The 25,289-nt window shown below is 56.3% G+C and carries 30 protein-coding genes; 20 read left to right on the top strand and 10 right to left on the bottom strand.

Translation table 11 applies throughout. The features are described from left to right. The first annotated feature begins 5 nt into the window (after positions 1 to 5). Both BM347_RS14985 and BM347_RS14980 read left to right on the top strand, forming a co-directional pair. Entirely contained in the window at positions 6 to 761 is a 756-nt protein-coding gene (locus BM347_RS14985; RefSeq protein WP_093917305.1) for an ABC transporter permease, read from the top strand. Next, positions 758 to 1,357 carry an ABC transporter ATP-binding protein gene (locus BM347_RS14980; RefSeq protein ID WP_093917335.1) on the top strand — a complete coding sequence of 200 codons (600 nt, stop codon included), beginning with the start codon at positions 758 to 760 and terminating at the stop codon, positions 1,355 to 1,357. Before BM347_RS14985 ends, BM347_RS14980 begins: the two co-directional genes overlap by 4 nt. Positions 1,358 to 1,380: 23 nt before the next feature. On the opposite strand, the gene BM347_RS14975 is transcribed toward BM347_RS14980, so the two are convergent. The 4 genes from BM347_RS14975 to motA form a co-directional block, all read right to left on the bottom strand. Next, on the bottom strand, positions 1,381 to 2,076 hold the full coding sequence (locus tag BM347_RS14975; RefSeq protein WP_093917304.1) for a YoaK family protein: 696 nt from the start codon (positions 2,074 to 2,076) through the stop codon (positions 1,381 to 1,383). A gap of 89 nt (positions 2,077 to 2,165) precedes the next feature. Then, complete coding sequence (locus tag BM347_RS14970; protein WP_093917303.1) at positions 2,166 to 2,597, bottom strand: hypothetical protein; 432 nt, start codon at positions 2,595 to 2,597, stop codon at positions 2,166 to 2,168. Further along, a complete protein-coding gene (locus BM347_RS14965; RefSeq protein WP_139226505.1) occupies positions 2,594 to 2,848 on the bottom strand; it encodes a hypothetical protein in 255 nt (84 codons plus the stop codon). The genes BM347_RS14970 and BM347_RS14965 overlap by 4 nt, the downstream gene beginning before the upstream one ends. Continuing rightward, positions 2,845 to 3,711: a flagellar motor stator protein MotA gene (gene motA / locus BM347_RS14960; protein ID WP_093917301.1), complete on the bottom strand. Its 867-nt coding sequence runs from the start codon at positions 3,709 to 3,711 to the stop codon at positions 2,845 to 2,847. The genes BM347_RS14965 and motA overlap by 4 nt, the downstream gene beginning before the upstream one ends. A 95-nt stretch (positions 3,712 to 3,806) precedes the next feature. On the opposite strand from motA, the gene BM347_RS14955 reads away from it, so the two are divergent. From BM347_RS14955 to BM347_RS14930, 6 genes are all read left to right on the top strand, one after another. After that, a complete protein-coding gene (locus BM347_RS14955; protein WP_093917300.1) occupies positions 3,807 to 4,919 on the top strand; it encodes a hypothetical protein in 1,113 nt (370 codons plus the stop codon). Positions 4,920 to 5,107: 188 nt separating this feature from the next. Beyond that, on the top strand, positions 5,108 to 5,542 hold the full coding sequence (locus BM347_RS14950; protein WP_093917299.1) for a Ros/MucR family transcriptional regulator: 435 nt from the start codon (positions 5,108 to 5,110) through the stop codon (positions 5,540 to 5,542). Between the two features lie 42 nt (positions 5,543 to 5,584). Beyond that, a complete protein-coding gene (locus BM347_RS14945; protein ID WP_139226503.1) occupies positions 5,585 to 6,541 on the top strand; it encodes a flagellar motor protein MotB in 957 nt (318 codons plus the stop codon). Positions 6,542 to 6,915: 374 nt separating this feature from the next. After that, the gene (locus BM347_RS14940; RefSeq protein ID WP_175498596.1) at positions 6,916 to 7,482 is read left to right on the top strand and encodes a hypothetical protein; all 567 of its coding nucleotides are present in this window, start codon (positions 6,916 to 6,918) and stop codon (positions 7,480 to 7,482) included. Positions 7,483 to 7,521: 39 nt separating this feature from the next. After that, positions 7,522 to 8,736 carry a flagellar hook-length control protein FliK gene (locus tag BM347_RS14935; protein ID WP_093917296.1) on the top strand — a complete coding sequence of 405 codons (1,215 nt, stop codon included), beginning with the start codon at positions 7,522 to 7,524 and terminating at the stop codon, positions 8,734 to 8,736. A gap of 12 nt (positions 8,737 to 8,748) precedes the next feature. Then, on the top strand, positions 8,749 to 9,411 hold the full coding sequence (locus BM347_RS14930) for a flagellar hook assembly protein FlgD (protein ID WP_093917295.1): 663 nt from the start codon (positions 8,749 to 8,751) through the stop codon (positions 9,409 to 9,411). 12 nt (positions 9,412 to 9,423) lie between these two features. Here the strand turns inward: BM347_RS14930 and BM347_RS14925 are convergent, their stop codons facing one another. The 5 genes from BM347_RS14925 to flgF all read right to left on the bottom strand — a co-directional run bounded on the left by BM347_RS14925 (position 9,424) and on the right by flgF (position 12,971). Then, on the bottom strand, positions 9,424 to 9,933 hold the full coding sequence (locus BM347_RS14925; RefSeq protein ID WP_093917294.1) for a hypothetical protein: 510 nt from the start codon (positions 9,931 to 9,933) through the stop codon (positions 9,424 to 9,426). Positions 9,934 to 10,015: 82 nt separating this feature from the next. Further along, positions 10,016 to 10,786: a flagellar basal body L-ring protein FlgH gene (locus BM347_RS14920; protein WP_093917293.1), complete on the bottom strand. Its 771-nt coding sequence runs from the start codon at positions 10,784 to 10,786 to the stop codon at positions 10,016 to 10,018. Further along, positions 10,783 to 11,442, bottom strand: a complete 660-nt coding sequence (gene flgA / locus BM347_RS14915) for a flagellar basal body P-ring formation chaperone FlgA (protein WP_093917292.1) — start codon at positions 11,440 to 11,442, stop codon at positions 10,783 to 10,785. The genes BM347_RS14920 and flgA overlap by 4 nt, the downstream gene beginning before the upstream one ends. Then, positions 11,442 to 12,227 carry a flagellar basal-body rod protein FlgG gene (gene flgG, locus BM347_RS14910; RefSeq protein WP_093917291.1) on the bottom strand — a complete coding sequence of 262 codons (786 nt, stop codon included), beginning with the start codon at positions 12,225 to 12,227 and terminating at the stop codon, positions 11,442 to 11,444. Before flgG ends, flgA begins: the two co-directional genes overlap by 1 nt. A gap of 24 nt (positions 12,228 to 12,251) precedes the next feature. Next, positions 12,252 to 12,971: a flagellar basal-body rod protein FlgF gene (gene flgF / locus BM347_RS14905; RefSeq protein WP_245764286.1), complete on the bottom strand. Its 720-nt coding sequence runs from the start codon at positions 12,969 to 12,971 to the stop codon at positions 12,252 to 12,254. Positions 12,972 to 13,235: 264 nt separating this feature from the next. On the opposite strand from flgF, the gene BM347_RS14900 reads away from it, so the two are divergent. From BM347_RS14900 to BM347_RS14845, 12 genes are all read left to right on the top strand, one after another. Next, a complete protein-coding gene (locus BM347_RS14900; RefSeq protein WP_217644029.1) occupies positions 13,236 to 14,873 on the top strand; it encodes a hypothetical protein in 1,638 nt (545 codons plus the stop codon). A gap of 99 nt (positions 14,874 to 14,972) precedes the next feature. Further along, the gene (locus BM347_RS14895; protein WP_093917288.1) at positions 14,973 to 16,241 is read left to right on the top strand and encodes a flagellar hook protein FlgE; all 1,269 of its coding nucleotides are present in this window, start codon (positions 14,973 to 14,975) and stop codon (positions 16,239 to 16,241) included. A gap of 13 nt (positions 16,242 to 16,254) precedes the next feature. Next, on the top strand, positions 16,255 to 17,673 hold the full coding sequence (gene flgK, locus BM347_RS14890; protein ID WP_093917287.1) for a flagellar hook-associated protein FlgK: 1,419 nt from the start codon (positions 16,255 to 16,257) through the stop codon (positions 17,671 to 17,673). 9 nt (positions 17,674 to 17,682) lie between these two features. Further along, the gene (locus BM347_RS14885) at positions 17,683 to 18,765 is read left to right on the top strand and encodes a flagellin (RefSeq protein ID WP_093917286.1); all 1,083 of its coding nucleotides are present in this window, start codon (positions 17,683 to 17,685) and stop codon (positions 18,763 to 18,765) included. A gap of 16 nt (positions 18,766 to 18,781) precedes the next feature. After that, the gene (locus BM347_RS14880; protein ID WP_093917285.1) at positions 18,782 to 19,882 is read left to right on the top strand and encodes a flagellar basal body P-ring protein FlgI; all 1,101 of its coding nucleotides are present in this window, start codon (positions 18,782 to 18,784) and stop codon (positions 19,880 to 19,882) included. Between the two features lie 11 nt (positions 19,883 to 19,893). Next, complete coding sequence (locus tag BM347_RS14875) at positions 19,894 to 20,196, top strand: rod-binding protein (protein WP_093917284.1); 303 nt, start codon at positions 19,894 to 19,896, stop codon at positions 20,194 to 20,196. After that, complete coding sequence (locus tag BM347_RS14870) at positions 20,193 to 20,570, top strand: hypothetical protein (protein WP_093917283.1); 378 nt, start codon at positions 20,193 to 20,195, stop codon at positions 20,568 to 20,570. Before BM347_RS14875 ends, BM347_RS14870 begins: the two co-directional genes overlap by 4 nt. 105 nt (positions 20,571 to 20,675) lie before the next feature. After that, the gene (locus tag BM347_RS14865; protein WP_093917282.1) at positions 20,676 to 21,512 is read left to right on the top strand and encodes a flagellin N-terminal helical domain-containing protein; all 837 of its coding nucleotides are present in this window, start codon (positions 20,676 to 20,678) and stop codon (positions 21,510 to 21,512) included. Between the two features lie 135 nt (positions 21,513 to 21,647). After that, entirely contained in the window at positions 21,648 to 22,484 is an 837-nt protein-coding gene (locus BM347_RS14860) for a flagellin N-terminal helical domain-containing protein (protein ID WP_093917281.1), read from the top strand. Positions 22,485 to 22,561: 77 nt separating this feature from the next. Continuing rightward, on the top strand, positions 22,562 to 22,969 hold the full coding sequence (flaF, locus tag BM347_RS14855; protein ID WP_093917280.1) for a flagellar biosynthesis regulator FlaF: 408 nt from the start codon (positions 22,562 to 22,564) through the stop codon (positions 22,967 to 22,969). 1 nt (position 22,970) lies between these two features. Then, positions 22,971 to 23,396, top strand: coding sequence for a flagellar biosynthesis repressor FlbT (locus BM347_RS14850; protein WP_093917279.1), 426 nt, complete (start codon positions 22,971 to 22,973; stop codon positions 23,394 to 23,396). Continuing rightward, the gene (locus tag BM347_RS14845; protein WP_093917278.1) at positions 23,393 to 24,220 is read left to right on the top strand and encodes a DUF1217 domain-containing protein; all 828 of its coding nucleotides are present in this window, start codon (positions 23,393 to 23,395) and stop codon (positions 24,218 to 24,220) included. Before BM347_RS14850 ends, BM347_RS14845 begins: the two co-directional genes overlap by 4 nt. 9 nt (positions 24,221 to 24,229) lie before the next feature. Here the strand turns inward: BM347_RS14845 and BM347_RS14840 are convergent, their stop codons facing one another. Continuing rightward, a complete protein-coding gene (locus tag BM347_RS14840) occupies positions 24,230 to 25,282 on the bottom strand; it encodes a flagellar motor switch protein FliG (RefSeq protein ID WP_093917277.1) in 1,053 nt (350 codons plus the stop codon). Positions 25,283 to 25,289: the final 7 nt, after the last annotated feature.

The raw sequence follows: 25,289 nt of genomic DNA, 5'->3' as shown, positions 1-25,289 counted from the left end.
ACGCAATGCAAAGCCCGGATACGCGCCTTACGCCGCTCTTTTCGATCCTTGGTTTACTGGCCTTGTGGACAGTTGCCGCGCTGCTGACCAATGATGCGCAAGTGCTGCCGCCGCCTTGGGGATTGCTGGGGCCATTGCAGCAGGAATTTGCCTCGGGCGAACTGATCAAGCACTTGGGCTCGACGTTATCCCGCGTGATCTGGGCGTTTTGTCTGGCGATGATATTGGGCGTGTCGCTGGGCATTGCGATGGGGCGGTCGCCACGGCTGAACGCGTGGTTGGACCCGTGGTTGGTGATCTTTCTGAACTTACCTGCGCTGGTGCTGATCGTGCTGTGCTATCTGTGGATCGGCCTGACCGAAGCGGCGGCAATCATCGCTGTTACCCTCAACAAAGTGCCGAACGTCGCCGTGGTGCTGCGTGAGGGTGCGCGCGCCTGTGATCCGGCGCTAGATGCCTTGGGCCAAGTGTACCGCATGTCGTGGCGTACGCGTATACGCCATGTGCTGTTCCCGCAGCTTGCACCTTTCATCGCGGCTGCTGCGCGCTCGGGTGTGGCGGTGATCTGGAAGATTGTGCTGGTGGTTGAATTTCTGGGCCGTTCCTCTGGGGTCGGCTTTCAGATCCATCTGTATTTTCAGCTTTTCGATGTGGCGATGGTGTTGGTCTATGCGTTGTCTTTCATCGGCGTGATGCTGATGGTCGAATGGTTGATCCTGCAACCGCTTGAACGGCGCGTCAGCAGATGGCGGCGCGCATGATCAGGGTGGATATCCAGTCTAAAAATTTTGGCGCGACGCCGGTTCTGGGGTCAATCCGTTTCGATGTTTCTAATGGTCAAACGATTGCGCTGGTCGGGCCGTCGGGCATTGGTAAATCAACGCTGTTGCGCATTGTATCGGGGATTGATTCCGATTTTCGTGGTACGGTTGTCAGACCTGAAAAACAGGCGGTGGTCTTCCAAGAACCAACGTTGCTGCCATGGCGGTCCGCACTTGAAAACCTGTGTATCATTCATCCTAACCTGCCCAAAGACCGTGCATTGGACATGCTTGAACGTGTGGGCTTGGGGGGGATGGCCGCGCTCTTTCCCGGTCAGCTGTCACTGGGCCAGCAGCGCCGGCTGTCGTTGGCCCGTGCCTTTGTTGGCGCGCCTGAAATGCTGATTATGGATGAACCGTTTGTCTCGCTTGATGCTCAGACGGGGCGGGCCATGTTGACCCTGACCAAGGAACTGATCGCCGAAACCGGCCCCGCGACACTCTTTGTGACGCATGACATCCACGAGGCGGATGTGTTGGCCGACCGCGTGCTCAAGCTGCAAGCTGGCCCGCAGGGGGCAATATTGGCGGTATAGAGCAGATGGGCGGCCCCGGGTGCCTAGGGCCGATGGGCGCGAAGGGCCTCTGGTGCGGCGATCAGCACAAGGATCGCGGCGGCGATGGCAAACAGCCAGTAGCCCACAAACCCAAACAAAACCGCACCGCAGACGCCGCCCATGGCAAAACACGCAAGGGTCAGGCTGTGCAGGCTCAGCTTGGGAAGCGCGTCACGTCGCGATGCAGCCCCGCCCACCAATGCGGCCAGTTCGATTCCGATATCTGTGGCCATCCCCGACACATGGGTCGTGCGGACCCGCGCCCGCGATATCATGGTGGTAACAGCATTCTGAAGCCCCATCACAAAGCTGAGGATCACAACCAAAAATGTCTCGTGCAGGGCAAATGGGGCCATTACAAATGCAACGCTGAGCAGCAACAGGATCACGGCTTGGGCAGTGATCGCCAAAGCATAGATCGACCGTATTTTCTTGCGCTCGCCAGTCTGTATCGCAAGTGCGGCCATACCCGCGCCGCATATGAATGCGACAACCAAACCCGCAAAGGACAGCGATACCAGAACCGCGCCATCTGCCAGCGTATCCGCAAAGGCCGAGATATTGCCGGTCATGTTCGCAGTAAAGGATCCGGCAATCAGGAACCCGACCGCGTTCAGCGCACCGGCAACCGAAGACAGCAGCCCGGCCAGCGCAAGATCGATATTCGCAGTTCGCTCATCGCCGACCCTGATAAGCATTTCGGAACCTTTATAGTGGATTTTCTTGGATGATAGGTCAGTCTTTCGCGCGACGCAAAGTAGTTTGGCCGCGCCCGGTTTGTGCCGCGTTAGGCCCCTTGCCCATCTTGCAGCCAGATCGAGAGAAAACCCTCGTCTTGTGCGGCTGTCGCGGCGGCGTCTGACGCGCGTTTGCGTGCCTCTGCGCGGCGGTGCCTGATCAGGTCGATACGTTTGGCCTCAGCAAACAGATCATTCAGCTGGTTGTGCATGTCGGCGCTGTTTTCCCGCAGGCGGCGGGCTTCAGTTTCCTTGTGCTGGATTGTTTGTGAAACATTGCGAATAAAATCGGACAAAACCCGCGTGGCTTCGACCGCGCCCGGATCACCGCGTTCATTCAATTGCTCCATCAATGCTTGCCGTTCGGCCTCAATCAGGCCAAGGGCGCGGTTTATCTCACCCATCTGAAGCGCCACATTTTCAGTCTCATGGCGTTTGAGGCGCGCCAACACCGCCAGCCCATCGGTGCGCCGTGCCGTCATTCTTTGGGCGTCTGCGATAATATGATGAGCCGATCGCGCATCCGCGCAAGGATATCTGCGTCCAGTATGTCCATGCCATCTGGCAGGGGGACACGACCGATCACCCCATGGCGCTGCATTGACGCGGGCAAGGGTGGCTTTGTTGCGACGGCTTCCGCGTCTTTTGTCGTCGTTTCGGCATCCCCTGCGGCATGGCTGATGTCTGGCATGGCGCAAACAGCCACCACTGCCAGAAGAGCGTAGCGCTTCATACTACGGGCAGTTCCCGCTGCGAGGCTTCTACACTGGAAAAGCCGGGTTGTTTGGTTGTGGGGATATTGCCACGGCCTAGCTCTATGCAGACGCCGGGCGGGTGGCCCGCGACAATGGCCACAATGATGTCGCGGATTACTGTATAGATCGCGCCGTCTTCTTCTTCGATCTGTTCCAAGCGCCCCGCAATCGGTTGAACCAAGCAATAAGCAAGGAAAACCCCAAGGAATGTACCTACAAGCGCGCCACCGATCATCGCGCCCAGGATTTCCGGCGGCTTGTCGATGGAGGACATGGTTTTAATCACCCCCAGCACGGCGGCAACGATGCCGATCGCAGGCAGGCCGTCCGCCATGCTTTGAATGGCGCGCGCCGACACCAATGTTTCATGGTGGTGCTTTTTGATTTTGCGGTTGATGACTTCTTCCATCTGAAAGCGGTCATCAAACTGCATCGACATGATGCGAAAGCTGTCACCAATCAGATCGGTAATAAAGTGGTCCTTCATCAGCCTTGGGTAGCGCTGGAAAATCGCGCTGTTTTCGGGGTTTTCGATGTGTTCGTCCATCGCAACGATGCCTTTGGTCCGGTGCAACCGGGCCAGTTCGAACATCAGGTTCAAGAGATCGTTGTAATCATTGGCCTTCCAGTGCGGGCCTTTGAACACCCGTATCACCCCGGCAAAAGACGATTTGACCACCGCGAATGAATTCGCAATGACAAACGCCCCAAGAGAGGCCCCGCCGATCATCATGCCTTCGTAAGGAAGAGCATGCAGTACAATGTCCAAATTTCCGCCTGACAGCATAAAGCCGCCGAAAACCAACCCAAAGACCATAATAAGGCCAAGTAACAGTGCCATTGGGGTACGCGCCTCCAAAGTAAACTATTCTTAGTTTATCCTTGAGTAGTGGCGTTTCTACAAGTATTATATCGAAAAGAACTTGGATTTATGCAATGAATAGTGATTTTTTGATCAACAACTCTACATCTGAGGATGCGCAAGTGGCCCGCGATGTGGATGCGTTCGCCTATTTTGTAGATCCGGCCGAGCTGTCCCTTCTGGTGCCGGGTTGGCCTGCCGAGATGCGGTTGCTGGTTTGTATGGACGCAGCCGAACTGTGCGAGTTTGTGGTTTTCCATGATGAAGAAGAGGATGCGGTTTTTGAGCGCGTAGCGGAAATTCTGGACCGTCCCGTGGGATCTTTTGCGGTAAGCCCGGATGTCGCCGGCCAGCCGCAGCGGCGGCTGATGTTCTCGGAGGAGAACGCCCTGCTCAAGGCTATTCAGGGGAGCGAGGACCTGAAGGAGATCGCGGCGGATTATTTGATTAACTATAATTTCGCTCTTGAGGAGGGGTTGGATTTCGACGCGCTGATGCGCCCGAGGCAAGTGGCCGAAGACGATCCGGCGCTGCGTGTGACCACGGACAAGATATTCCCCCTCGCCTCGAAAGGCACACGTAAGAAACGCAAGGCACCATCCGGTCTGCCCGAAGGTTATGCTTCAGCCGAAGAAGCCGCGCCTGAGGAGTGTTTCTATTTAGGTCTTGAGATGTGGCCTGCGGGGGGGCGCATCCGTATCGCCGAAAATCGGGACCAAGCCCTGCCGATGGTGCCGTCTCTTGCGCGCGAAGTCGCGTTTCGCGATGATTTTTCGTCCGTATATATACCGCGCAATATTCTGCCAGGGCATTGGCGTCCCGAAGATCAGATGGTTATCGACATTCCGGCCGAACTGTTCCCTGCGGGGTTTTCTGATAATTGCGGCCACCGCAAGGTTACGGTCGCCGTGATGCCGCGGGGCGTGTTTATCGAATTCGGCGCACACGTTGTCGCATCAGATGTGGCAGATAGAACCGCAGATGCGGGCGATGTGGTTGCTGCCTTGCCCCAGCAAAGCGGGCGAAAATTGTCCCTGAGGAACCTATATATCCCGTTGGTCGCGGTCGCGGGGCTAAGTGTAACGGGTTTATACAGCACAATAATTGCTCAGACCACGGCGACAGAAGTCGCAACAAAGCAATCAAAATCAGCGTTTTACGGAAAGATGCCGCAGTCCAAACCATGACGCGGCTACGCTACTTTGGCGAAAATATGCTTGGCGTAACTTGATAAAGTTACAAAAACACTTCGAATCATGTTAAGAATAGATTGCAAAGACGGATTTATCTTTGCGTCATATGAAGAAAAGCTCAATTTTGAGCTTTTGTTGAACTTGCAGAAGGCAAAACTACCTCATCTAACGAAAGTTTTCTCATGCCTACCCTTATTAACAAAAATAGCCTGAGCGAGAGCGGCGTTGCGTCGATCGCGGCGGGCTTTGCAAGCCGCTCAGATGTTTCTATTGACGATATCGTGACACTTGTTGAACGTCTGATGGCAATTACGCCTGGCTCCAGTGCGCAGGCACTGCCGAAACCCAAGGCTATTCCAGCCGTACCTGCCGAACAGAAAATGACCGATGACACGATCTTTTGTCTATGCTGCGGCAAAGGCTTTAAGATGCTCAAGCGTCATCTGGGGGCCGAGCACGGCCTGACCGAAGCAGAGTATCGCGTCATGTTTGACCTGCCACCAGACACACCGCTGGTTGCGCCAAGTTATAGCAGGCGTAAGGCTGAATATGCCAAAAATTCCGGCTTGGGAAAATACAACCGTGACAAGTCCGGCAAGAACGCAGAGATTTCTTAAGCTGGCGGTTTCTCTATCCATGGCTTGTCCGGAGATATCCTTGTGAGTGATAAGAAAAACATGACCGTCATCATCAAACGCTATGATGATGGGGGCAGTCATGCGTCGCATGGTGGTGGTTGGAAGGTGGCATATGCCGACTTTATGACCGCCATGATGGCGTTTTTCTTGTTACTGTGGATTCTTGCTGCGTCGGATGAAGAAAAGCTACGGGGGCTGGCGAATTACTTTACCCCGACCCTGTCTGATGGTGGTGCCGCTTCGGACAGCGCTGCAGATTTGCGCCCCCTGTCCTCAGCCGGTGTTTTGACCGGTGGCGTTGATAATACCGGCAGCATCAAGACACCCAGTTTTGGGCGCGACAATCCGATGATGGTGTTCGATAGCCGCTTGCGCGACAGACCCGCCGAGGTCGTTGTCGAATATGCCGATGCGCCTGAGCCCGCCGAGGCGCAAGAGCCAGTTGATCCTCAGGATCCCCCAAACCCGGCAGATGTCTTGGCGGCCCAGGAGGCTGATCTGCGTCGCCGTGAGATTGATCGCATGGCCGAAGAAATCGCCGAGCGTATTACTTCTGACACGGGGCTGCATGATCTGGCGCGAAATGTTCGACTGGAAAAGTCGGACGGCGCGCTAACCGTGCAGGTGTTGGATCAAGATGAACGATCGCTGTTTGAAACCGGCAGTTCCGAGATCAGCGCGAAAACCCTTAAGCTGTTGCAGGCCATCGGCGGCGTCATTGCAACCCAGTCCGAGCCGGTCGAGATTGTCGGCCACACGGACGCCGCCACATATGGTGCGGCGACAGGGTATTCGAATTGGGAATTGTCGGCAGACCGCGCAAATGCGACCCGAAGAGCGTTGATGGATGCAGGCATCTCATCTGCACGTTTTTTACGCATTTCGGGTGTGGCAGACACGCAGCCAATCAACACAATGGATCTATTTGCCCCAGAAAATCGCCGCATTTCGATCAAGTTGTTTTACCAGGCGGAATGATCGCGCCCGATATACGTCGCGCATAGATATTGAGTATTAGTTCTTTAGTCGCAACAAGATAGGCTAAAAATTTTCAAAAAGTTAACTTTTCAGTCTATGCGAATGCATGGAAACGCTCTACACTTCTTGCGAGAACTCACAAACGCGTAGCAGCCAGGGTCAACGCAAGCGCCAACGTTGGTGGGTTTGAGGTTAAAATAACCAAGGTGGGGGCCGAGGTGTACGAGGAATTTGTTATTGGGGGTATCTGGAAGGGTACCTGCTGCTTAGGTGATGCTGTAGATAATCAGCTTCTGAAAACGTGGATTAAGGCGCTTGTTCCGGTTCACACGTCATTCTTTGAGATGCAGGGGTGGTCCTTTGATCCCGCTGCCATGCCCGAAGATGTTGAACCGTTTCCGGGGATTTGCCTGGGCGACATCTTGGCCGAAGAACTGGACGCGGATGTGCCTTATGGATCGCTCGTTGTGATCCGAAGCAAGGATGCATTTCCGAACCTTTCCAAGGCAGCTGGAACGCTGGTGGGGGAAATTTTGTTGCGCGTGGTTGGTCGGGGTTTGTTCCCGTTGATCGATGAGGACGGTCTGCTCTATGCATTGGGGCTTTCCTATTATCGTGCCGCATCAGCCGATGAATTGGTGCGTTTGGGAATGGACCCGATCGCATTCCGGGCTGGGTTGAGCGCGGTATTTACCAAATATTGGGCGCATCCCTGCGAGGACATTTGCTTTTTTTCCTCGGCCGTAAGCCCAAAGAACCTGCCCGCTCAGCGCCGCGAGTTTATCCGCCGGAATATGGCGACGCCGTCCTTGGCTGCCTTGAACGACTTTGACGTTATGCCGACGCTGAACCAATGGACATTGAAGCTAAAGATGTTGGTTGGTGGTGATCCGGGACGTATGTCGCAGCCGCCGCTGCATGGAAACGTTGGGATCGCCTGACCAAACCACACAGGCGCATGACTGATACGGAGGGCTCTTATGATACCCCAGGCACTGCCCGCAAATACACCGCAAAAAGCGGCTAAAGCCAACGCGGTGTCTGAGGTCGGTAAGACCTCCGAATTTGCATCGCTCATGCAGCAGAACACCGCGCAGCAATCTACTCCGGGGGGGCAATTGCCGCAGCCGGGCAAAGATGTGCAAGCGCAGGCTACGGCAGATATTTCTTTGCCCGAAGGCATCGACCTCGAGAGCGCCGAGGGGCTTGTCGCGCTGCTGGATCATATCATTGCCGAACTTGATAACGCGGGTGAAAAGCTCACGAATACTAAGGTTCTGGCAGAGTTTTCCAAGGCTCTGGGGGTCGATCCCACCGCGCGTTTCGGCGATCTTGCCGCCGTATCGCAGTTGGGTGGCCCTGACCTTGAGGCCGCTCTGGCCGAGCGCATTTCGGATGCCGTGCAAGCAGCGACCCCAATCAGTCAGTTAAGCATCGCCGCCGCTGGCGTACCCGCTGTTGACCGTTCGGTACCGTCGAGCGGGTCTTTGGCAGCCGAGGTGGCGACGATTGGGGCAGGGCAAGACAAGGCGAACGCGGCTGCAACCGCCGTGGTGATGCATGATTTTTCGAATAAAAACGATGCGCAGACCGCCGGTTTGGCGCTGAATCCTTCGGGCAAAAACACAGTAACGGATACTGGGACCGCGACGCAAACTCAGGCGGGGAACGTCGTTGAAGGCACGCGCGAGGTGTCTCAGCCGCAAGCCAGCGTCCCGTTGTCGCCTGAAATAAATCGTGGAGCCCCGACGCCGGAACGGGTGCAGGCCCCGACCGCCGCTGCCGATGATCAGTTGCGCCAGCATGTTGCGACGCAAATCCGCACGCTAGACACTGGCGATTCAAAATTCCGCTTTGCGCTGTCGCCTTACGGTATGGGCGAGATCGAAGTCGAGATTGGCCGCTCCGAGACCGGGCGGGTGCAGATCTCGATGGTGACGGAAACCGCATCGGTGCTGAATGTTTTGCGTCAAGATCGCGAACAACTGTTGGACGCGCTGCAATCGCGCGGGATCACGGCCGAAAGCTCGGACCTTGATTTCCAGACCTTTGGCGAACGGGGTGCTAGTGACCAGCAACAACCCGAAGGCGGCCCTACGAACACTGACCATGCCGATGCACAAAACGACGCCAGCGAACCTTTGCAAGCCCCCGAGCCGACAATCGGTGCCGGTTCGCTTGATATCCTCACATAAAGGGACACAACCATGATTGATGCGACCACCACGAGCGGCGTTGCCGCAGCCAGCACAGCATCGTCGACTGCCAGTTCCAAATTGGCTGAGAATTACGAGAGTTTTCTGACACTGCTCACGGCGCAGATATCCAATCAGGATCCGCTGGAACCAGTTGATTCAACCCAATTTGTTTCTCAGTTGGCGCAGCTGACACAGGTTGAACAAAGCGTGGCGACCAACAGCAATCTGGAATCCATTGGTGGCATGTTGTCCGCCGTGGCCGCGATGTCAGATTTGCAGCTGATTGGCCGCGATGTTCTGGTCCCATCCAACCAAGTTCGCATGACCGACACGGAATTCCCGCTTAGCTATCAGGTGGGCGCGGGTGCGTCCGCGGTAAACATCAAGATTTATTCGGGCGACAACTTGGTCCGCGAGCTTGACGGCCCCTCAACCGCAGAGGGGGAGCTGATCGATGTGACATGGGATAGATTGGATGCGGCCGGAATGCCTGTGCCCCCCGGAACGTATCGTGTTGAACTGACTGCCGTGGATGCAGAGGGTGATCCTGTGCCTGTTGCCAGTCTGACCACCGCCCAAGTCGAGCGCGTCGACTTTACCGCGCAGGGACCAGAGTTATTGCTGGGGAATGGCGAAACTGTGCTGTCACAGGTTGTTCAATCGGTTCTCTGACGCGAACCCAGATTACAGTCGGGCGACGTCTTGTTTGTAAAGCGACACAAACAGCACGTCCTCGACGCCTTCATACTCTTTGCTGAGTAAATCACGCAGCGTCGCTGACAGCGCATCACTGTCGATCGACACACCGCGCAGCACTGCGCCTTCTGCGGCCAGGTTCATCGCTGTCAAAAGGGAGTCGCGAAGTCGCGTTGCGTCTTCTACCCGCTTGTAGCGTTCTGCCAGCTCGAGATTTTCCAGTTTCAGCGCGAAATCTGCAACAACATAAGACACGCTGTTGGCCTTTTCGACCGGGATTGTCATCTGCCCAAGGCGAATGATTGTACGGTCCTCTGTCCACAAAGGACCGGTGCTCTGGCCCTCTGCGATCTGCTGGGCGTCGTTGGTGGCGTCCAATGCTTCGGATGAAACATCAAGGCTTTCGCTGGCGGGAGGGGCCAGAACCATTCCAGTTGCATAGCCGCCACCCAAACAGGCCAAAGGCAGCGCTACCATCGCTATTGCAAGTTTGTTCATGATCGACCTTTCCACAAATGCTTAAGCAATTGATACCGGCCGATTTAGACAGTTTTGGTGTAACTTTGTGACTAAGTTATGATTAATATGGGAGGACCACGTCCAGCACGTCTTCGCCATAACTGCGCTTCTGCGTGCGCGACAAACTGCCCCGACCCCCATAGGCGATACGGGCCTCTGCGATCTTTTCATAAGAGATCGTGTTGTCGTTTTTGATGTCCGCAGGGCGCACAATCCCGGCCATCCGCAGTTCTCTTAGCTCGTGATTCACCTTAATTTCTTGACGTCCTGCGACCACCAGCGTTCCGTTCGGCAATTTCTCGATCACCAGCGCGGCGACTTTCAGATCAATCTGTTCGTTGCGGTTGATGGCCCCCGAACCGCTGGCCTGAGTTTGCGAACTCACGTCGACAATGTCGCCTGTCGGTAAATCGGCGCGGCTGATTCCGGGCAGAATTGCGGCGATCTTTGCCCCATATCCAAAGAATGTCGGAAATCCGACCGTGCTGCCGCCTTCACGTTGGCGGTCGGTCGAATTGCTAAGTTGGGCGCTGTCATCGATCGAAATAATGACGGTGACGATATCACCCACATTGTCCGCCCGTTGATCGGCAAAAAGCGGCGCGCGCATGTTCGAGAACAGCGACGCTCTGGCACTGCCGGACCGGGGGGCAGCGGTTGTTGCCGCTGGCATCGGAATCTGCACCCGTGCGACCTCGGGGATGGTCGCCCCATCCACCACAATTTCCGAGGTTCGGGGTTCGCGGTCAAAATGCTGGGCGGGATCACAGCCGGCCAACGCCAAAGTCGCCCCCAGAATAAATGTCGACTTATGGCTGCGTAGGGAAGTCATCGTTGAATCTCCACGGTGCCATCGCCGGTGGCGACAGCAAGGACCGTCTTGTTGCTAATGAGGTTGAGGATGCGGATTTCTTGCCCCTTATGGGCATCGCTTAGGGCGCGCCCGGGGGAGGACAGGGCCAAAACCCCGTCGCTAAAGTGGATGTCGACCCAGTCACCGCGGTCGATGATCAAGGGTTGAATGATGGATTGCGTTTGAATGGGTCGCCCGGGCGATAGGACGCGGCGGACCTGCTTGCCTGTCACCTCGGCTGGGCGTGTGATCGTATAGCTGCCAATCCGGCCCATAGGCAATCTGGCGACAACCAGGTCGGCCTCGCCCACGATTTCACCGGGCAACAGCCGCCGGTTTGGCACCGGGACGGGTATGGTGATCTGCGCCAGCCCGGAAATACGCTGGACGTCGCCGGTGCTAAGCACCGCATTGGCCAGAAACTTGCCGGTGCGGGGATCCATCCAGAACTCGGCCAGGGCTGCGACATCACCTTGCAGCGTATCCTTAACCAAGATGTCGAACTCGCCCATCTCAGGTAGATCGAGACCATAATCGGCGCGCGCACGTTCTTCTATCAGCACGTTGACTGATGCGGCGAGGGCCGGACCTGCCAATAAGACCACTGCCGTAAAGAGCGCCGCGAAGAACCGCATTAACGGATTTGGTTCGCCGAAGACAGCATTTGATCTGCTGTTTCGATGGACTTCGAATTCATCTCATAGGCGCGCTGCGCCGAGATTAGATCGGTGATTTGCTGAATGACGTTGACGTTAGACGCCTCAAGATACCCCTGCCGGATTAATCCGGTACCGGGGTCACCGGCATTCACGGTTTGCACATCACCCGATGCTTCGGTCGCCAACAAGAGGTTGTTGCCAACCGGACGCATACCCGGCTCGTTGATAAAGGTTGCGATGCTTAGTTGTCCCAGCTCAACAGGCTCCGGGTCATTTTCGACATATGCCATGACGATACCCTGCTCGCTGATGTCGACCGAGGTGGTATTCTCGGGCACGACAATGCCGGGGTCCACTTGATACCCTTGCATTGTTACGAGCTCGCCCTCGGCGGACAGTTGAAAAGACCCGTCGCGCGTATAGGCCTGACTGCCATCGGGCATCAGAACCGAGAAAAATCCGCGCCCGTCGATGGCAACATTCAATGCATTATCGGTGGCGAGCATGCCGCCTTGGGTGTTCAAGCGTACCGTACCGGCGGTTTGCACGCCCAGGCCGATGTCGATCCCCACGGGGCGGGCCGACCCGGTTTCGGCTGTCAGCGCCCCTTCGCGTTGCAAGGATTGATAGATCAGATCCTGAAACGCGGCGCGGCTGGATTTAAATCCCGTCGTATTGGCGTTGGCGATATTGTTGGAGATGACATCCACGTTCGTCTGCTGGGCCATCATACCGGTCGCGGCGATGCTAAGTGCCTTCATCGTTTCACTCCTTCCGTTAGGGGATCAGACATTTTGCGCGATCCGCTTGAGCGCGTCGCGGCGCAGGGTGTCAGAATTGCCCATCAAGGCGTTGGTCCGCTCATAGGCGCGCTGCACGTCGATCAATCGCGTCATCTCTCGGACCGGGTTAACGTTGCTCATTTCCAAGGTGCCTTGCATGACTTGGGTGCTTGCTGCCGGCTTTGGCGCGTCTGCACCTTCAGGGGCGGTCAGCATGCCAAATCCGGCGCGCTTGTAGCTTTGGATATCGGGGATGTCGAAAACCCCGATGCGGGCCAATGGCCCTGTGCCCTCGCCCGAGATTGTTCCGTCTTCAGAGATGCTTAGCGCACCGATGCCTTCGGTCGGCAGCGTGATCGGCCCGCCAGCTTGGTCCAATACCTTGGCACCGGACAGCAGGGTCAGATTCCCCTGCGGGTCCAATCGAAAACTGCCATCGCGACCAAACGCTGCCTGACCTTCAGGCGTTTGATAGCTGAACCAGCCTTCGCCGTGCAGGGCCACATCCAAGGGATTGCCAGTTTGAGACAAGGCACCGGGGCGCGTGTCTATATAGGATCCTGTATCACTGACAAAGGCAGCGGGGTCTTCACCTGCGCCGGGATCGTTCTGCAAGAGACTTTCGAAAACAACATGCTCGCCTTTAAATCCAGCAGTGTTGGTATTGGCGATATTATTTGCCGTCATGTCTAATTGCCGCTGCAAGGACGATGCTAGGGACATGCTGATATGGCTTGTTTCTGTCATCAGTGGCCTCAAGGTTAGCGCGTAAATGTGGCGACATTACCCGGCAATGTGAAATAAAGAATGGACCTTTACAAGAATAAATTGCATCTATTCATAGAAATGGTGCATTTATTGAAAATTATTCTTGTTTTTTTCTTGGTGTTGGCCCCGCCCGTATCAGGCCAAGAAGGAAGTGTTTTTGCGCCATTAACACTGGCGGAGTTCGGCCAGCGCGACCTTTTGGAAACGCGGCGGGCCCTGTTGAATGAGCTGATCCCATCTGTATCGGATGAAAGCCCAATCCCACCTGCCGAAGCAGAGACACGGGTATATCTTGATCTGGCGGAGCTTCATCTGGCCAAGATGTTGCGGCCCGAAGCGGCGGATTATCTTGCGGCGGTTGATGTGGAAACAGTATCGCCAGAACAGTTGCGGCGCCACAGGACCTTGCAAGTCGCGCTTGATTTGATGGCGGAACGTGCCGTGTTGGGGCAGGCGGTGTCACGTTCTGTCGGGTGGGCGCAGGGGCAAGCGCTACGTACCGCAGCATTTGCCCGGCTGGGCGAAGAGGGCGAGTCCGCAAGGTTGCTTCCGGTTGCTGTTAACGCCTTGTCGGGGCTTTCGCCGGCCATGACGGCCGAGATCTTGCCCGATCTGTTCGAGGCTGCCCTTATCGCGGAAAACTGGACCGTGGCCGAGGCATTGGCCGCGCGCTTTCCCGATCACGTAGAGCTGCGCGATTCAGCGGCCTATCGGTTCTTGCTTGCCCGCGCGTCAGAAATATCAGGTGACTTTCTTATGGCCTATGATGGATATGCCCATGCTGCGCGTGGACGCGATGCCTATGCACATCGGGCGCGGCTGGCCCTGATACAAATGGGGCGGCGCACCAACACCTTGCCCCTAGAGGACGCAGTGACGCTTTTGAAAACCGCCAGATGGGCGTGGAGCGGCGACGCGTTTGCGAATGAGGGGGTGGCGCTGCTGGCCGACTATGCCTTGGAGTTGGGCGACCATCAGATAGGGTTATGGGCATTGGGGCAATCGCTGAGCCATGCAACATCGCCGAAAGAGGCCGAAGCTGTGCGCGAGCGTGCCAGAGTGGCGATTGATGATTTCTATCAGTCGGGGGCCGCTGGTGATCTTGGTCTGGCAGGGTTCATAAAGGGGCACGCCGCGATCGCGGCAGGATGGCGTTATGATGATGCCTTTGTGCAAAGCGCCGTCGCCCTTCCGCAGAGATTGCTTGCCTCCGGTATGACCGCGCTTGCCGCGCGAGAGTTTCGGAACTTGCGCATGATTTCCCAAGCGGCTGAAGAGTTGGAGCTGTTCACCCCTGACCCCAAAATGATCCGGCAGCTGTTGCACGACGAGGCCCGCGCCCTGCTTGCCGGGGGGCAGGGCGATGCGGCCGTTGATTTGCTGGGCGGCTTTTCGCAGGGGCCGGGGGATGATCTGGAGACAGAGCGTTTGTTGGTACGGGCGCTTAGCCTGGCTGGCCGATCTGACGAATTGGCGACGTGGCATGGGCGTGCGCTTGATATTGATTCGCGGCGCGCCAGGGCAGTCGCGTTATACGAGACCGGCAATTGGGCCGCGGCCCGTCAGGCGTTGCTTGAGCTGTGGGATGCCTATCCCGCGCAATTCAGCTTTTCCGACGCGACCCGTCTAACGCTTGCTGCCTATGAGCTTGGCGATACCAGTACTGTCAGCCGGGCGGCGACGGCGTTTCCGTCGCTGTCGGACATGCCTGGGTGGGCCGAGATCGCCGCGCGGCTTGAGGCGCATACACCCCCGCCTGCCGATCTAAACTCCGGCACCATCCGTTCAAGCGTGGAAAGCGCCAACCGCGTTCTTGATGCCGTAAACGAAGTCAGTGCGGGCATGGATAAAAATTGATTTAGGTGGAAACATAATTTTATCCTTGATTTATGTTTATATAATTGCATTAATCATGTTAAAATCAAGAATAAATACCAACGGAAGCAGGATAAGTGTATGAGCATTACTGGCGCCCTTCAGATCGGGGTTAGTGGATTGCAGGCCAATTCCAACCGCGTTGAAAATATTTCGAGCAACATCGCAAACGCCAGCACGGTCGGTTATCGCCGTACCTTTTCTGAGTTTGTGACGCAAAATACAGGCAGTTCGCAGGCCGGTGTACTGACCGAAGTACGTGCCAGCATCAGTGCAAATGGCAACCTGCAAAATACTGGCCGAGCAGCTGATCTGGCCGTGGAAGGTGGGGGTTTCTTTATCGTGTCGCGGACCCCGAATGATCCGGTTGAATCGAATTATTACCTGACGCGTGCCGGTTCCTTTACGCCCGACCAAGACGGCAATTTGCGAAACACGGCAGGGTATTACCTAAGCGGCTTTCCGGTTGATGATGCAGGAACAGTCGGCGCGATTGCTGGCGGCGATTACGGTGATTTGCGGACTGTTAATGTGTCGTCCTATCAGATGGAGGGGGCACCAAGCACGCAGGTCATCATGGCCGGTAATGTTCCCGCGCAGGAAACTGGTCTTGCCACGCCCGGCGATCCCTTCACGTCAACCTTGCGCTACGTGAACCAGCTTGGCGGTGCCGAAGAGTTGACGCTTTCCTGGCAGCCCAGTGCTACGGGCAGCGAATGGACGGTTAGCATCACCGATCCGGCTGGCACGAACTATGGTACTGCCACCGTCGCGTTCAATGACAGTGGTGCTAATGCCGGCAGTCCGGCCAGCTATGTGTCGACCGGCCTGCCCATTGACCCCGCAACCGGTGTTGTCACGTTGAGCATAAACAACGGTGCAATACCGCAGGCGCTGGAGATCTCGCTTGGTGCACCGAACAGTTTTGAAGGTATGACGCAGTTTTCTGGTGACTATACACCGCCGAGCTATAGCGGTGACGGTACAGAAACCGGCAGTTTGGTACGCGCCGAGATGACCGAGTCGGGCGTGCTGTATGGGGTGTTCAGCAATGGCGCACGGCGCGCCATCTTTGAGGTTCCACTGGCGAATGTCACCAACCCTGATCAACTGCGTTCGGTTGCGGGTAACGCCTATGTCGCCACCCGCGGTTCAGGTGCTGTCAGTATGAATGCGGCAATGACCAATGGAACAGGTGCCGTGGTGAGCGGCGTGCTTGAGGGATCCAATGTGGATATCGCCCAAGAGCTTACGGATTTGATCCAAACGCAGCGGGCTTATGCCTCAAACGCCAAGATCATCACGACCAGCGATGAGATGCTGGATGAAACCCTCCGTATCAAACGCTGACCCGGAGCGCTGAATGAGCATCTCGTCCGCATACACTATCGCGCGCAGCGGCCTGCACTCTACCGGAGGGCGGGCCAGCTTGGTTGCGGGCAATATCGCGAATGCGCAGACGGCAGGATATGTCCGCCGCGAGGGTGTGCAGGTCAGCGGCGGCGGGGTCCAAGGCAGCGTGGTGGAATTGCGCATGGTGCGGCAGATCGACGAGCGGCTTGCGGGTATGACGCGGGGTGCAAGCGCAGAGCTGGGCAGCGCCAAGGTCACCGGAGAAATACTGGGCGGGTATCTGTTGACGTTGGGCCAGCCGGGGGACGAGGTATCGCCCGCCGCCCGTATGGCAGATTTTCAGGTTGGGCTCGACCTTTTGGCCAACAATCCTTCGGATGCCTCTGTACAGGGAGATGTGCTAAAGCGCGCCAATAGTCTGGTGACCAGCCTGAACAGCGTGGCCAGTGCGCTTGAGCGCAGCCGCGCACAGGCATCGGACAGTTTTGAAACAGGCGTGGCGCAGGTGAATGATGCCCTGTCCGGTATCGCCGCGTTGAACAAGCAGCTAAGCGGCGCGAGCACAGACATATCGGGCGCTGGTGGCTTGATGGATGAGATGAACCGGCGGCTGGATGCCTTGGGCGAGCATTTGGATTTTCAAACCCGGTGGGAGGCAGATGGCACGTTGACCCTGCACACATCCGGTGGCACCGAGTTGGTGCAGGGCGATGAGGCGTCCTTGCTTACGGCCAACGGGCAAACCGGCGCACTGTTTGCGGACGGTGTTGATATCACGCCCGGTCAGGCAGGCGGGCGAGGGTTCACATCTGGGCGGCTTGCCGCGCTGAGCGATATGCTGTCGTCGGTTATTCCGCAAATGAACCTTCAGTTGGACGAGCTGGCGCGCGGTCTGGTCCAAAGCTTTGAGGCTGCGGACGCGACGGTCGCACCGGGGGACCCGGGCCTGTTTACCGACGCTGGTGCGGCCTTTAATCCGGCAAATATTGACGGGTTGGCGGGCCGTTTAACGGTCAACGCAAGTGTGCAGCCCGAACAAGGTGGCGCGCTGTGGCGGTTGCGTGATGGCGTGGGCGCTGTGGCACCCGGCGCGCCTGGGGCCACTGACCAGATCAATGCGCTGATCGGCATCTTTGACGAAAGCCAAGCGATGGATGTCGCGGCGGGGCTGGGGACGAACCTGCGGTTGGGTGATTACGCCGCCGAGCTGGTTGGCCATCACCATAATACCCGCGTGACTGCCGATGCCCGCGCGCAAACCGCCAATATCCGGCTGGTATCATACGAGGATGGCCGCAGTAATGTTGAGGGTGTGAACGTGGACACCGAGCTGCAAAAACTGCTGGAGATTGAACAGGCCTACGGTGCGAACTCTCAGGTGCTTAGCAGTCTGACCGATATGATTGACAGTTTGTTGAATGCGGTGTGAGGGCGGTAGATGACTGAAATATCCCGCACAGTATCGACGGCGCTGCAAAGCCTGCGTCAGCGCGAAACCACAAGCCGTCTGGCCGCACAAATCTCGGATACGTCCTATGAGGTGACAACAGGTTTGAAGGCCAAGCCCTATGACGCGCTTGGTCATAAATCTGCCGATGCCATCGCAATCCGCATGCAGATCACGCGCAACGATGGTTTTCTGGCATCGAACGCGCTGCTCGACCGCCGGTTTCTTGCGGTAGAGACATCTCTTGGCGCGATCCGCGATGCCGGCCAAGATGTATTGGAGCAGTCGTTTCTGGCACAATCCTCGGCGGGTCAAACATCTGCACAACTATCGCAGGCGGCGCGCGCTGCAATCGACACATTGATCGAACGTAGCGGGGTTAGCGACAGCTCGGGGTATCTGATGTCAGGCACCTCAAGCGACACAAAGCCCTTGCAGGGATGGGACATGCCCCACCCTAATACAGGCTTGTCGCCGTCGGAGATCGTAGATGATGTGGTAAATGGCGGGCTGAATACGCCGGCCGACGTGCAGGTTGCGATAGATGCGCTGAGCGACATTTTCAGTGATCAAAACGCAGGTGACCCGGCGCGCAATTTCGAGACCAGCTTTTACAATGGTACCCCGGCGCTGGATGGGGGCGGTCTGCTGAACCCGCCGCTGACGGCAAGGATTTCTGAGACGGAAACGATTGCCCAAACGGCGCAGGCAAATAATCCGGCGATACGTGATCTTATGCGCGGTCTGGCGATGCTTAGCGCTGTCGACGTCAATCAGATCACCGATCCCGTCGCCCGCGAGGCATGGGCAAGTGAAGCACGCAACGCGATCACCAGCGGGTTAAGCGGGTTGACGGAGCTTGAGACGAACACCGGATTGAAACGTACCCGTCTGGCCGACACTGTTGCTGCCCAAGAAAGCCGGGCCGGTTTTCTGAATGGCGAACGGTTGTTGCTGGAAGGGGCGGACCAATATGATGCGGCGACGCGTCTAACCCAACTGCAAACACAGCTTGAATCCAGCTACGCGGTGACTGCGCGGCTTTCAAACCTGTCATTTCTGAACTTTATGTAGGCCGGCAACGCAGACCATGAATATCATCCTCAAATCCCTACTGGTCGGCCTGATGTTCGGCCTTTGTGCGCCCGCCAGCGCGCAGGTACGGATCAAGGATATTGTCACGGTCGAGGGCGTCCGGTCCAACCACCTGGTCGGCTATGGTTTGGTCGTCGGGTTGAACGGTACCGGAGATTCACTGCGCAACGCGCCTTTTACGCAAAACGCCATTGAGGGCATGCTTGAACGGCTGGGTATCGGCAATCTGAGCGAAGAACAGATGCGCACTGCAAATACCGCTGCGGTCATGGTGACGGCCTCATTGCCTGCCTTTGCACGTGCAGGCAGCACCATCGACGTGGTCGTGTCATCCTTGGGCGATTCATCTTCGCTGCGGGGCGGCACCCTGATTGTGACCCCGCTTTCCGCCGCCGACGGAGAGATCTACGCCGTCGCGCAAGGACCGATTGCAGTGGCAGGCTATGCGGCGCAGGGTCTGAATGCATCTATTGTTGAGGGCGTTCCAACGGGGGCCCGGATTGATAACGGAGCCATTGTCGAACGCGAGGTACCCTTTGCCTTTAAAGATATGGGCCGTGTTCTTTTGGCGCTGCGCAATCCTGATTTTGTCACGGCCAAACGGGTTGAGAAGGCCATCAACGATGCAATTGGCCCCATTGCAACCGCGCTGGATCCACGCACAATTGCCATTGAAGAAGGCGGGAAGGTTTCGCTGTTCGACCTGATGGCCGATATCGAACCGCTACTGGTCGAACCCGATCAGGTCGCCAAGGTTGTGATCGACGCGCGATCCGGGACCATCGTCATCGGGGCCGACGTGCGGATTGACCGGGTCGCGGTCAGCCAGGGTGGTCTGACGGTCACCGTGCGCGATGATTTCGACGTCAGTCAGCCCGAAGCGCTGTCCATCGGCGGGACCACTGTGATTGTCCCCAATTCAACCGTCGAAGTTGAAAAACGCGATGCGCAGTTTGCTGTCATTGATGGATCGGTCAGTTTGCAACGTCTGGTCGACGGGTTGAACGCCATTGGCGTCGGCGCGACCGAGACGATTTCGATCCTTCAGGCGATCAAGGCGGCAGGTGCTTTGCATGCCGATCTTGAGATTATTTAGGAGGTATTTGCATGGAACTCCCTCCCCTTTCCGCTATCGCGACTTCCTCTTCCGCCGATACGACTGCTGCCCGGAACCGGCAGGCACCGTCACAATCATCGACGGATTTCGAAGCCATGTTTTTGGGCCAGATGGTTGATGAAATGTTGTCTACGGTGAACATCGGAGATTTCGGCGGTGGCCACGCGGAAGAGACCTGGCGCAGCTTCCTGTCTGACGCCATCGGCCGCAGCATTGCAGAGCAGAATTCAACAGGCATTGCCAAAGGGATCGACGCCGCAATCCAGCGTTACCAGACGGGGCAAGACCTATGAACAATCAACGACAAGCGCTGGCCGCAGTTGATGCATTGGGTAACTTGCTGCGCAAGGAAATTGCAGCGATTGAGGGCGGACAGTTTTCTCAACTGGTTGAATATTCGGGGGAAAAAGCACGCCTAAGCGCGGTTCTGGAGAAACAATTGCAAGAGAACCCCGAAGCCGTCAGCAAAGAGCAACTGAGCGGTCTGAAAGAGCTGATCCTGCGGGACCAGCAGCATTTGCAACAGGCACAACGCGCGACAGCGGAAGTGATCCAAGAAGTTACCGACACGCGGGAACGCCATAGTCTTGCAGGCCTTTACGGCCGTGAAGGCGCGAAGCGTGTCAACCGCGCAACACCCTCTCCATCTGTGGACAAAAGCTTTTGATTTGCCTCAATGTTGACAGATTTGCGCATAACAACAGTTTACGCGGGCAACCCCCGCAGTTGTCAGAATGACGACATGACGTACTAAGAATAGTCAGGAATACACATGTCCTCAATCCTCACAAACAGCTCCGCAATGAACGCACTCTCCACTCTTCGGAGCGTGAACAATAACCTTAGCGAAACCCAAAACCGTATCTCCACCGGTATGAAGGTTAACTCCGCCAAGGATAACGCTTCTTATTTCTCGATCTCTACCACGATGAAATCAGAAGGCGGCATGAATAAAGCTGTAAACGAAGGTCTGACACTGACCAAAAACTCGATCTCAACCGCACGTCTTGGCGCGGAAACCATGGTTGATTTGTCGCAGCAATTCGTCGACCGTCTGGCATTTGCTCAGACCGAAGGCGTTGACCAAGCAGATGTTCAAAAAGAACTTACATCCTTGGCTGCGCAAATGGCGACCGCGATCAACCAGTCTTCCTTTAACGGTGAAAACCTGATTTCGGCTGCTGGTGCAGGTGCAAAAGACGTTGTTTCAGGTGTAAGCCGTTCAGGCGCTGCATTGTCGACAACCAAGATCTCGTTCACCTCGACAGATCTTGAAGCCGTACAAACGAGCTTTGCCGCGGTTGCGATCGATAACACCACGACCGCAGCGGATTTGGAATTGGCACTGACAAACGCCGAAGGGTTTCTTTCGGCTGTGACAGATGCTGCAACAGATCTTGGTATCGCGGAAAAGCAGGTTGAAACTCAGCAAACATTCCTGAGCGAGCTGGGCGACCGTCTCGACGTGGGTGTTGGCTCGATGGTTGACGCCGATATGGAACAAGAAGCGGCACGCTTGCAGTCCCTCCAGGTGCAGCAGCAGCTTTCCACACAATCTTTGTCAATCGCAAACCAAGCTCCACAGAACATCCTGAGCTTGTTCCGTTAATGGTAACCTAGGTAGTAAAAACTCTTCCGGCCCCGGATGAAAATTTGGGGCCGGAACTCGACCAAACTAGGACGGACTATGGCTTGCGGTTGTCAGAAGACGACTTGAACGAAACTAGAACAGTACGGAGACCACATGTCCTCAATTTTAACGAATACATCGGCAATGCACGCTCTTTCGACATTGCGCGGAATTAACGATCAGCTTAGCGAAACCCAAAACCGGATTTCCACCGGGATGAAGGTGAACTCAGCCAAGGACAACGCTTCGTATTTCTCGATCTCGACGACGATGGAATCTGAAAGCGGCATGAACAAAGCCGTTTACGAGGGTCTGACACTGGCGAAAAATTCGGTCTCGACTGCCCGCCTTGGTGCGGAAACCATGGTTGATCTCGCGCAACAATTTGTGGATCGTCTGGCCTTTGCCCAGACCGAAGGCGTCGATCAGCTGGATGTCCAGAAAGAACTAAGCTCTCTTGCCGCGCAGATGCAAACGGCGATTGAACAGTCTTCGTTTAACGGCGAAAATCTGATTTCGGCTGCTGGTGCTGGTGCAAAAGAAGTCGTTTCGGGCGTCAGCCGTTCTGGCGGTGCGCTGTCAACCACGACCATTGAGTTCAATTCGGTGGATCTTGAGGCTGTGCAAATCAACTTTGCTGCAATTGCGATTGATAACACGACCACCGCGGCCGATCTGGAAATCGCTCTGACAACCGCCGAAGGGTATCTGACTGACGTGATCAATGGGGCGACGGACCTTGGTATCGCCGAAAAATCCATCGAGACTCAGCAGAACTTTCTCAATGAATTGACCGACCGCTTGGATGCGGGCGTTGGTTCGATGATCGATGCCGATATGGAAGAAGAAGCCGCGCGCCTGCAATCGCTTCAGGTGCAGCAGCAGCTTTCCACGCAATCGTTGTCTATTGCGAACCAATCACCACAGAACATCCTGAGCCTCTTCAAATAGGCCGTAATAACAACAGGTGAGATATGCCTCCGGATGGGGGCAAGACGAGCAGGAAATACAGTAAAAGAGGCAACCACATGAGCTTGGCCGCATATAAGAAGACCATCCGGGAAAGCGAGACGCCCCGGCAGATCGAACGTCGGATTCTGTCGCGCGTGACACATGACCTAGCCGAAAAAGGCAAGGCATTTGACGCAAGTGACAGTCCGGCGGATCGTCTGGCGATCCTTTCCGAAGGGTTGCGCGACAGCCTGTACGAAAACCAGCGCTTTTGGTCCACCCTGCGCCATGATCTGGCCGAGCCCGAGAATACGATGCCTGCCGCACTCAAGGCCTCGCTGATCTCGTTGGCGCTTTGGGTTGATCGTCAGACATCGGGCTTGATGGCGGGGCAAGGCAGCGTTGCCGGGCTGGTTGAGATCAACACAAATATTGTGGCGGGGCTTTCGGGTCAGGCGGCCACAACTGCGGTGCAGGAGGTATAATATGCTGAAACTAACACTGAAACCGCGCGAACGGGTCGTGGTAAATGGCTGCGTGATCCGGAACGGTGATCGCCGTCAGGCGCTGACAGTCGAGAACCGCGCCGACATCGTCCGCGAATCCGACTTGCTAAAACCCGAGGCGCAATCGACCCCGGTCTCCAAGGTCTACTTTCTGTTGCAGACCGCTTTGATCCGGCCAGAAACCCGCGATCAGGTGCTTACAATGATACAGCAGGGCCTTGCCGAACTGGCCTGTTGTTTTGGCCCCGAAATGCGAATCCGCATCATGGAAGCCGCCAACTACGTAAGCATGTCAGACTACTACAAAGCGATGAGCGAATTGCGTGGTGTGTTGAAGTACGAGGCCGAGCTGATGCAAATCAGTCCGATCAAGCGTCCGCCCCCTCAGGAAATGGTGCACGTGTGATATCACTTGGCGGGATGGGCACGCAGCTGGCCGTCAAACTGTTTGACGCGACCCGCGACAAGCAGCTTGATCTGGTGGCAAGCAATGCCCTGAACGCCCGGCAAGTCGCTGCGTTCAGCGAACGTATCGGCTCTATTGGATCGGCCAAGGAGCTGATTGCGGATACCGAGGTCTATACCTTTGTGATGCGCGCCTTTGATCTTGAGGACCAGATTTTTGGCAAGGCTTTGGTGCGCAAGGCGTTGGAAAGCGACGTCTCAGACCGCACATCCTTGGTCAACCGCCTGACCGATCCCAAAATCCGTGAGATGTACGACACGCTTGGGTTCGCCCCCGATGGCGGGGCAAGCGCGAATTTTGACGATCCGGACTGGCAGGCCGAGATGATCACAAGGTTCAAAGAACGTCTGGTGCTAAACAGCGCCGCCGAAGATAACACCGGGGCTGGTATCGCGCTTGAATTCAAGGCCAAAGCGTCTGAGATCAATACATGGTTCGATGTGCTGAAAGACGAAGACCTAGGCACGTTCATGCGCCGCGCACTTGGCCTGCCGGATGAGGTTGTTCAGGTTGATATCGACCGTCAGGCAGAGCTATTCGCGCAGAAATTTGACATCGAGAAGCTGAAAGACCCGGCAGAGGTCGACAGGCTGGTGTCGCGTTTCTCTGCCATATACGACGCGATTGAAGGGATCACCTCGCAATCGAATGCTGCCTTAACGTTGATGCAAAGCGCGGTGTCGTCGTCGCAGGGTGGCAATTTGAACATTATCACAATCGATATCCCGACGATCGTGCGAAATGGCTCTGGCAGCTACAGCTAACCTGAACCGTTATTCGAACAGCTCGTCATCGTCGTCAATATTGGACGGCAAGTCGATCTCGCCTTCATCGGCGAGAGTCTTGGCATAGTTCACCATTTCCGCCTGAGCAGCACGCACATCGCGTCCGCGTACTGGACCGGCTGCCTCCATCTCATCCATCAACATCTGGCGTGACCGCTGCGGCAGGCATTCCATCAGGTGATCGCGCAGTTCTTTCTTTGCGCCGCGCATGGCCAGGGGCAGGATTTCGCCTTCCAGCCCGCGCATCACCTGTGCAATGTCCTGCATGTTCAGCTTGATCAGATCGTCAAAGACAAACATGCGTTGTTTGATGGCATGAAACGCCTCAGGGACACGTATGTTCAGGGCACCAGACAGTTGTTCAAAGGCCTGAACATCCAGTTTGTTGAACAGATCGGCCATGCGCTGATGTGTTTCGGCCGAACTGGTGTGTATCGCGTCCGACATGATGTCCAGTTTCAGCGTTTCCTCGATCTGCTGCATCATATGCAGGGGAACAGCCTCCATGGTGATCATGCGCTCTGCTACGTCATGCATGCGGTCGGCCCCCAGAAGCGGCAGAACCTTGGCTGCGACTGCGGTGTCGACGTTGTTCAGGATCGCCGCCGCCGTTTGATCATGCTCGCCCTTCAGGTAGTTCGCGATGACCGTTTCGTTCAGTGCCCCAAAACCGCGCCACATGGCGTCTTCGCGCTTGTTGGTGCGGACATTGTTCAGGATATCGGCCACCTGGTCCTCGGGCAGGAATTTACGCAGCATGGATTCCGCTGTCGACATTGACCCCACGACGGCGCTGGTGCCGCTGATCACCTTTTTTGTGAATTCGCCCAGCACAGCCTCGACCACCTCTGACGGGATTGGCCCCAGTTGGCTCATGGCGGCGGTCATACGTTCGATTTCGGCACTGCCAAGCTGTTGCATCAATTTTGATCCGGCCTGTTCGCCCAAGCATAAAAAAGTAATGGCTGCTTTGGTCGGGCCTTTCATCTTTTTTAGCATGATCGCGGCGCTGCGATCTTTGGTAGGCGTAGTCGGGGTCATGGAACAC

The sequence above is a fragment of the Sulfitobacter marinus genome, from assembly GCF_900116285.1.
GTDB lineage: Bacteria > Pseudomonadota > Alphaproteobacteria > Rhodobacterales > Rhodobacteraceae > Sulfitobacter > Sulfitobacter marinus.
This window is presented reverse-complemented; position numbering and strand designations above follow the sequence as displayed.